Origin of the sequence: Roseomonas sp. HF4 (assembly GCF_005222755.1) — a bacterium.
GTDB lineage: Bacteria > Pseudomonadota > Alphaproteobacteria > Acetobacterales > Acetobacteraceae > Neoroseomonas.
Window position 1 is genome coordinate 1 of the sequence record NZ_STGD01000056.1, and the last position, 501, is coordinate 501.

At 66.9% G+C, this 501-nt stretch carries 1 protein-coding gene; it reads right to left on the reverse strand.

All coding sequences use genetic code 11. The features are described 5' to 3' along the window. Nucleotides 1–39: 39 nt before the first annotated feature. On the reverse strand, nt 40–501 hold a 462-nt coding region (locus tag E8M80_RS25665; protein ID WP_137128556.1), incomplete at its 5' end, for a DDE-type integrase/transposase/recombinase.

Consider the following 501-nt stretch of genomic DNA (forward strand, 5'->3'; position numbering starts at 1 on the left):
TGAACCGCCCCGGGTTCGCCGGAGGCTGTTTGGTTTGAGTCACGCCGCCAGGAGCAGATTGTCCTGGGCTGCGTAGTAGAGGGCCTCCGCCTCGGCCGGCGGGATGTTCCCGATGGGCTCCAGCAGCCGCCGATGGTTGAACCAGTCCACCCATTCGAGGGTGGCGAATTCCACGGCCTCGAGCGAGCGCCAGGGGCCGCGCCGGTGAATGACCTCGGCCTTGTAGAGGCCGTTGATGCTCTCGGCCAAGGCGTTGTCATAGCTGTCGCCCACGCTGCCGACCGACGGCTCAATGCCGGCCTGCGCGAGACGCTCGGTGTAGTGGATGGAGACGTACTGGCTGCCCCTGTCGCTGTGATGCACGAGGCCGCCGCGATGCAGTGGGCGCCGCTCATGCAGGGCCTGTTCCAGCGCATCCAGCACGAAGCCCGTATGCGCCGTCCGAGACACGCGCCAGCCGACGATCCGCCGCGCATAGGCGTCGATGATAAAGGCGACGTA